This is a genomic window from Acidovorax sp. HMWF029, from assembly GCF_003060895.1.
Lineage (GTDB): Bacteria > Pseudomonadota > Gammaproteobacteria > Burkholderiales > Burkholderiaceae_C > Acidovorax.
The window spans coordinates 9,794-16,323 of the sequence record NZ_QAIH01000328.1; the positions used below are offsets into that span (position 1 = coordinate 9,794).

The 6,530-nt window shown below is 63.6% G+C and carries 8 protein-coding genes; 4 read left to right on the forward strand and 4 right to left on the reverse strand.

Annotation, left to right across the window (positions count from 1 at the left end):
- A partial coding sequence (locus tag DBR12_RS23390) for a DEAD/DEAH box helicase (protein ID WP_369861735.1) occupies positions 1–1,180 on the reverse strand: 1,180 nt, incomplete at its 3' end.
- On the opposite strand from DBR12_RS23390, the gene DBR12_RS22095 reads away from it, so the two are divergent.
- Positions 1,179–1,361, forward strand: a complete 183-nt coding sequence (locus tag DBR12_RS22095) for a hypothetical protein (RefSeq protein WP_146185598.1) — start codon at positions 1,179–1,181, stop codon at positions 1,359–1,361. The two genes, DBR12_RS23390 and DBR12_RS22095, sit on opposite strands and share 2 nt — an antisense overlap.
- 216 nt (positions 1,362–1,577) lie before the next feature.
- On the opposite strand, the gene orn is transcribed toward DBR12_RS22095, so the two are convergent.
- Positions 1,578–2,171, reverse strand: coding sequence for an oligoribonuclease (orn, locus tag DBR12_RS21480; RefSeq protein WP_108619132.1), 594 nt, complete (start codon positions 2,169–2,171; stop codon positions 1,578–1,580).
- Positions 2,172–2,208: 37 nt separating this feature from the next.
- On the opposite strand from orn, the gene DBR12_RS21485 reads away from it, so the two are divergent.
- Genes DBR12_RS21485 through rsgA form a run of 3 tightly spaced genes read left to right on the forward strand, consistent with a single transcriptional unit; the run spans position 2,209 to position 4,837 of the window.
- Complete coding sequence (locus DBR12_RS21485; RefSeq protein ID WP_108619133.1) at positions 2,209–3,519, forward strand: M48 family metallopeptidase; 1,311 nt, start codon at positions 2,209–2,211, stop codon at positions 3,517–3,519.
- Positions 3,516–3,854: a 4a-hydroxytetrahydrobiopterin dehydratase gene (locus DBR12_RS21490; protein WP_108619077.1), complete on the forward strand. Its 339-nt coding sequence runs from the start codon at positions 3,516–3,518 to the stop codon at positions 3,852–3,854. Before DBR12_RS21485 ends, DBR12_RS21490 begins: the two co-directional genes overlap by 4 nt.
- Before the next feature lie 38 nt (positions 3,855–3,892).
- Positions 3,893–4,837: a ribosome small subunit-dependent GTPase A gene (gene rsgA / locus DBR12_RS21495; RefSeq protein WP_108619078.1), complete on the forward strand. Its 945-nt coding sequence runs from the start codon at positions 3,893–3,895 to the stop codon at positions 4,835–4,837.
- A 26-nt stretch (positions 4,838–4,863) separates the two neighbouring features.
- Here the strand turns inward: rsgA and DBR12_RS21500 are convergent, their stop codons facing one another.
- Together DBR12_RS21500 and DBR12_RS21505 are read right to left on the reverse strand one after the other, a co-directional pair.
- Positions 4,864–5,850 (reverse strand): CobD/CbiB family protein, encoded by a 987-nt coding sequence (locus DBR12_RS21500; protein ID WP_108619079.1) that lies wholly within the window; start codon positions 5,848–5,850, stop codon positions 4,864–4,866.
- Between the two features lie 55 nt (positions 5,851–5,905).
- The coding region (locus tag DBR12_RS21505; protein ID WP_108619134.1) for a CoA pyrophosphatase at positions 5,906–6,530 on the reverse strand (625 nt) is incomplete at its 5' end.

The following is a 6,530-nucleotide window of genomic DNA, read 5'->3' on the forward strand; positions in this document are numbered from 1 at the left end:
CCACCAGAATCTGCACCTGCCCACTGCGCAGCGCCATCAAACGGCGGTTGCGCAGGCCCTGGCTCAGCGCGCCATGCAGGGCTACAGCCGAGAAGCCGTCTTGCTGCAGGTCGTTAGCCAAACCATCGCACTCCACCTGGGTGCTGGCAAACACGATGGCCTGGTTGATCGTGGTGTCACGCAGCCAGTGGTCCAGCAGCTTGCGCTTGTGCTGAGCGTTGTCAGCCCAATACAGCACCTGCTTGATGTTGGAATGCTTCTCTTGCGGCGAATCGATGGTCACCTTCTGCACGGACGAACCGCCGTCGTGCATCACACGCATGGCGAGCTGCTGGATGCGGGGCGCGAAGGTGGCGCTGAACATCATGGTCTGCTTGCGCTGCGCGGTCAGCTGGTTCAGTTCGGCCAGATCGTCCGAGAAGCCCAGGTCAAGCATGCGGTCGGCTTCGTCCACGACCAGGAACTGCACCTTGTCGAGCTTGATCTGCATCGAGCGCTGCAGGTCCAGCAGGCGGCCAGGGGTAGCAACCACCAGGTCCGCGTTCTGCAGTTTGGCGATCTGCAGCTGGTAAGGCATGCCGCCCACTACATTAGCCACGCGCAGACCACGGCAGTGCTTGACCAGGTCGATGGCGTCATGCGCCACCTGCTGGGCCAGTTCACGCGTCGGGCAAAGGATCAGGGCGCCGGGGGTAGCAGCCTTGAAGTTGCGCGAGCTGGTGGGGTCCTTGCGCTTGGCACGCTTGGGAGCAGGCTCGCCACGGGCGGCAGCCTCGGCCACGGCGCGCTCGAACGCAGCGCGCTCTTCGGCTTCGGCCACGGCCTGCTGCTGGATCAGCGTGTGCAGCACTGGCAACAGGAAGGCTGCGGTCTTGCCGCTACCCGTCTGGCTGGAAACCATCAGGTCGATGAACTTGGACGCATCGCTGCCCATGGCCAGGGGAATGGCCTTGCGCTGCACACTGGTGGGCTGGGTGTAGCCCAAGTCGGCAACGGCGCGCACAAGCTCAGGCGCCAAGCCCAGCTCGATGAAGCCATTGGGCTCGGCCATCACGGCGGCATCGCCTTCAGCAGCTGCGGCCACCACAGCGTCCAGAGGGGATGGCTGCGCGGAAACGTCGGCAGCAAAGGAAGTATCGGCAGGCGCGAATTCGCCCTGCACCAAAGAGGTGTCGGTCATGATTTTTCTCTCACGAAGACGGTCGCAGGCGCTGCCCACGATTGGCTTCGTCAAATGGTTAAAAAACATCAACCATCAAACGAAACCTGCGCTGGCTCTGGAGGATCAGGCCGATGCGGGTGGGCTGTTATTCGCCAGCCCTGCACTGCCGACTTACATTTGCATGTGGGCAGTGGGCTGACAAGCCCGGTGTGTGAGGGGAGATGCACAAACTGCGAGGCGGATTTCCTACGCAGCCCGCTATTATTGCACGATTAAGGGTTTCCCCGCAATACCCCTCACATACGCAGCCCGCCAAACGGGCGTACCCGGGGACCAGCGCCCTCGCGCAATGGCCACCTCGCCACGAAGGCGGCATACACCGCGCTTGCACTGAGCGCGCCTGGCGCAAAGAGGCTCAAGGGATTTTCGCTTCCAAGGACAACAGGTGTTGGCGATAGTGCGCCAGCTCGTCGATGGACTCGTGCACGTCAGCCAACGCCGTGTGCTTCTGGGCCTTTTTGAAACTGGTGTAGGCCTCGGGCTTCCAGCGCTTGGCCAATTCCTTCAGCGTGCTCACGTCCACATTGCGGTAGTGGAAGAACTTCTCCAGCTTTGGCATGTAGCGCACCAGAAAACGGCGGTCCTGCCCGATGCTGTTGCCACACATGGGAGCCGTACCCTTGGGCACATACTGGCCCAGAAATGCGATGATCTGCCGCTCGGCCTCTTCCTCAGTCACAGTCGAGGCCTTCACCTTGTCGATCAGGCCGCTGCGACCGTGGGTTCCCTTGTTCCAGGCATCCATCTTGTTCAGCAACTCATCCGATTGGTGAATGGCAAACACCGGGCCTTCAACACGGGGCTCCAGGCCCGGGCCCGTCACGACCACGGCAATCTCCAGCAGGCGGTCCGTATCAGGCTCCAGGCCAGTCATTTCACAATCGAGCCAGACCAGGTTCTGGTCGGATTTGGTTAGCGCGGTTGGGGTGGGGTTGTTGGCTTCTGACATGGCGCGCATTGTCGCCGATGGCCTAAACTCGCCGCACATGCCCACCCCCGACGACCTCTCCCCCTCTATGCTGCTCACGCTGGCCTTTGCGGCTGCGCTGGTCCTGGGCCTTGCGCTCAAGTTCTGGCTGGCCACCCGCCAGGTGCGGCATGTCGCGCGCCACCGTGCCGCCGTGCCAACGCCCTTTGCCGAGCGCATCCCCCTGGCAGCCCACCAGAAGGCCGCCGACTACACCATCACCAAGGCCCGCCTGGGGCTGTTGGGGATGGCCCTAGGCTATGTGGTGCTGCTCGGGTGGACCCTGCTCGGCGGGCTGGACGCGCTGAACCGCGCCCTGCTGGATGCCATGGGCCCCGGCATGATGCAACAGATGGCTCTGTTGGTGGCGTTTGCCGCCATCGGTGGCCTGATCGACCTGCCTCTGTCGCTGTACCAGACCTTTGTGATCGAAGAGCGTTTTGGCTTCAACAAGATGACTTGGCGACTGTGGCTGGCCGATGCGATCAAGGGCCTGCTGGTGGGCGCCCTCATCGGCCTGCCGATTGCCGCGCTGATTCTGTGGCTCATGGGCGCGGCCGGCCCGCTGTGGTGGCTGTGGGCCTGGTGCTTCTGGATGGGCTTCAACCTGCTCTTGATGGTGATTTACCCCACCTTCATCGCGCCCTTGTTCAACAAGTTCCAGCCGCTCGAAGACGAATCCCTCAAAACCCGCGTCACCGCCCTCATGCAGCGCTGCGGCTTTTCTGCCAAAGGCCTGTTCGTGATGGATGGCAGCCGCCGCAGCGCCCATGCCAATGCCTATTTCACGGGCTTTGGTGCAGCCAAGCGCGTGGTTTTCTATGACACCCTGCTCAAGCAGCTGGCCCCGGGCGAGGTCGAGGCCGTGCTGGCACACGAGCTGGGCCACTTCAAGCACCGCCACATCATCCAGCGCATCGTGGTCATGTTCGGCCTTAGCCTGGCCGGTTTTGCGCTGCTGGGCTGGCTCTCCACCCAGGTGTGGTTCTACACCGGCCTGGGCGTGCGCCCCAACATCTCGCTGGACCCATCCGTGGCAGCCGCCCCCAACGATGCCTTGGCGCTGCTGCTGTTCATGCTGGTGGCGCCCGTGTTCACCTTCTTCATATCGCCGCTGTTCTCGCAGCAGTCACGCCGTCACGAGTTCCAGGCTGACGCCTACGCGGTGGCCCAGGCCAGCGGCACCGATCTGGCATCGGCCCTGCTCAAGCTCTATGAAGACAATGCCTCCACACTGACACCCGACCCGGTGTACGTGAAGTTCTATTACTCGCACCCGCCCGCCACCGAACGGCTGGCACGCATGCACAACCACCCTGCCCATCCATGACCACCACCATGTTGAAGAAAAAAGACTGGTCTGCTCTTGCCCGCCGTGCGCTGACCGCTACTGAAGTTGTAGCAAATCTCGCCAAACTCGAAGGCTGGAGCCTGAGCGGTGATGGCGCAAACGTCGCCATCGAGAAGACCTACCATTTCGCCAACTACTACGAGACCATTTCGTTCGTGAATGCACTTGCCTTCATCGCGAATGCGCAGGACCACCACCCCGACCTGTCGGTGCACTACAACCGCTGCGTAGTGCGACTGAACACGCACGATGTGAACGGCATATCGTCCACCGACTTCGAGTGCGCGGCCCAGTTCGATGCACTCGTGGCGTGAACGCAGCCGTCGCCGCATGAACCTTTACCCGCACGACCATGGCTGAACGCAGCGCCCTCATGGAAGGCACCGTGGTGGCCAGCCATGGGCGCCACTGCATGGTTGAGACCGCCGACGGAGAACGCCGCATCTGCCACCCACGGGGCAAAAAAAGCCAGGCAGTGGTCGGCGATCGGGTACTGTGGCAAGCCCCGCCGCCCGGCCAGGGCGACGAAGGCACCATCGAGAAGGTGCTGGAGCGGCGCAACCTGTTCTACCGCCAAGACGAGATCCGCACCAAGTCGTTTGCAGCCAACCTGGACCAGGTGCTGATCCTGATCGCAGCAGAACCCGTGTTCTCAGAGAGCCAGCTCGCCCGCGCACTGATCGCAGCCGAGGCCGAGGGCATCAAGCCCCTGATCGGCCTCAACAAAAGCGATCTGGTGGAGCCCTTTGCCCGCGCCTGGGAGCGGCTGCAGCCATACCGCCACATGGGGGCGGGTACGCACTATGGCGTGCTGCCCTTGTCGCTGGCGCTGTCCAGCGATGTGGACCGCGCGCTGCTGATGGAACACCTGCGGGGCAAAACCACGCTGGTGCTGGGCCCCTCGGGCTCGGGAAAGAGCACGCTGATCAACCTGCTGGTGCCGGGTGCCACAGTGCAGACCGGCGAGATTTCGCAGGCGCTGAACTCCGGCAAACATACGACCACCAGCACGCACTGGTACTGGATGGATGCGGAGCGCACCACTGCGCTCATCGACTCGCCCGGCTTCCAGGAATTCGGACTGCACCACGTGGCGCCCATGCAGCTCGCCGCCTGCATGCCGGATATTGCAGAACACGCCAACCACTGCAAGTTCTACAACTGCACTCACCTGCACGAGCCCGGTTGCGGCGTTCTAGATGCAGTCAAAAACGGCCCCTCCGCGCATGGGATAAGCCCTAGCCGCTACAAAATTTATAGCAATTTATTTGACGAACTGAGTCACACGCGCTACTGACCAGGGACGTGGCCAGGCGCCCAGCATCACCCCAGCAGGCGGGCCAACGTGAGCAACGCCAGCAACAGCATCCAGACCACCACCGATCGCCACACCAGCCCCACCACACTGCGCAGGTGGCCCACCTCGGGCTCACGGCCGGGGGTGGCATCGCTGTCGCCCATGTCAGCGTCGATCTCCAGCCCTTGCGGCGCCTGCATTTCGGCACGCGATTTCAGTGCCTCGCCACCCAGGCGTACGTTGATCGCACCCGCGGTGGCGGCAAGCACCACTCCGTCGTTGTCGTTGGGGAAGCGCTGCGCATGAAAACGCCAACCCTCGATCGCTTCTTCGAAGCTGCCCACAACCGCAAAGCTCAGCGCCGTGAGCCGCGCTGGCAGCCAGTCCACCAGAGTCCAGGCCTGGGCGCAGGCGTTCTGCAGTGACGCACTGGCGGGCTGCGTGCCCGCGCGCTGCCGGTAGTGCCAGATGCGTGAAACAAATTCGGCCAGGCGGTAAAGCACCGCCCCCGTAGGCCCCAGCCCCAGCGCCGCCAGCACCGAGAACCAAGCCAGCACACCAAACACATGGCGGTGCGCGGCCAGCACCGAATACTCGATCACATGGCGCACGATCTCACTGCGGGGCAAGGCCCCCACATCCACCTGCTGCCAGTGGGCGAGGCGCTCGCGGGCGGCGTCTTCATCACCCTCTTCGAGCGCATCACGGATGCCGGTGAAATGGTGGCTGAACTGTCGGAACCCCAGCGTGACATACAGCACCGCCACGCTCCACAACACGGCAAACGGCCAGCCAAGGCCCCACAGCAGCGCCCAATGGATGGCCAGGGTGATCAGGGCCGGGAGCAGCACCGCGAGACTCCAGGCCACCCATCCATGGTGGGGCTTGCCCGCGTCGAAATTGCGGCTCACGGACAGCGCCCATGCCCGCAAACCCGCATGGATGGGGTTGCTGCGAGCCAGGGGGCGGGCCTGCTCGATCAGCAGAGCGAACAGGATGGCAAAGAAACTCATGGGGGGCAATGATACTGGGGCTTCGCCCCCGTGCACCCTTTATGTGCGAGGCGGGTCAGGCCTGCATGAAACGATAGAAATTGCGCAACATGCCAGCAGTCGCTCCCCAGATGAAATGGTTCTTGCGGCTGTCCTGGTAGGGCATGGAGAACCATTCGCGGCGCACACCATCCCGGTCGAATACATGGCGCCGGTGGTTGGCAGGGTCCAGCAGAAACGCCAGTGGCACCTCAAACAGGTCCGCCACCTCATAGGGATTGGGTCGCAGCTCGCAATCTGGCCGCACCAGCGCCACCACCGGCGTGATGATGAAGGACGAGCCCGTGACATAGGTCGGCAGGGTGCCCAGCACATCGACAAACTCGGGCGCAAGCCCCACTTCTTCCTGGGCTTCACGCAAGGCGGTGTCGGCGGCCGTGGCGTCGCCGGGGTCTGCCCGCCCGCCCGGGAACGCCACCTGCCCCGAATGGGTAGACAGGTGGGCCGTGCGCTCGGTGAGCAGCACCGTGGGCTGCTCGCGCAGCATGATTGCCAGCAGCACGGACGCGTGGGCTGGCTCGCGGTTCATGAACTTCTTCTCCAGCACCACCTCAGGCTCCCATCGGGGCGGGTGCGCAAACCGCACGCGCAGCGCCTCTGGCGTCTGCGCCGCTGCAGGCACTGCGGGCAGGTGCGCGTCC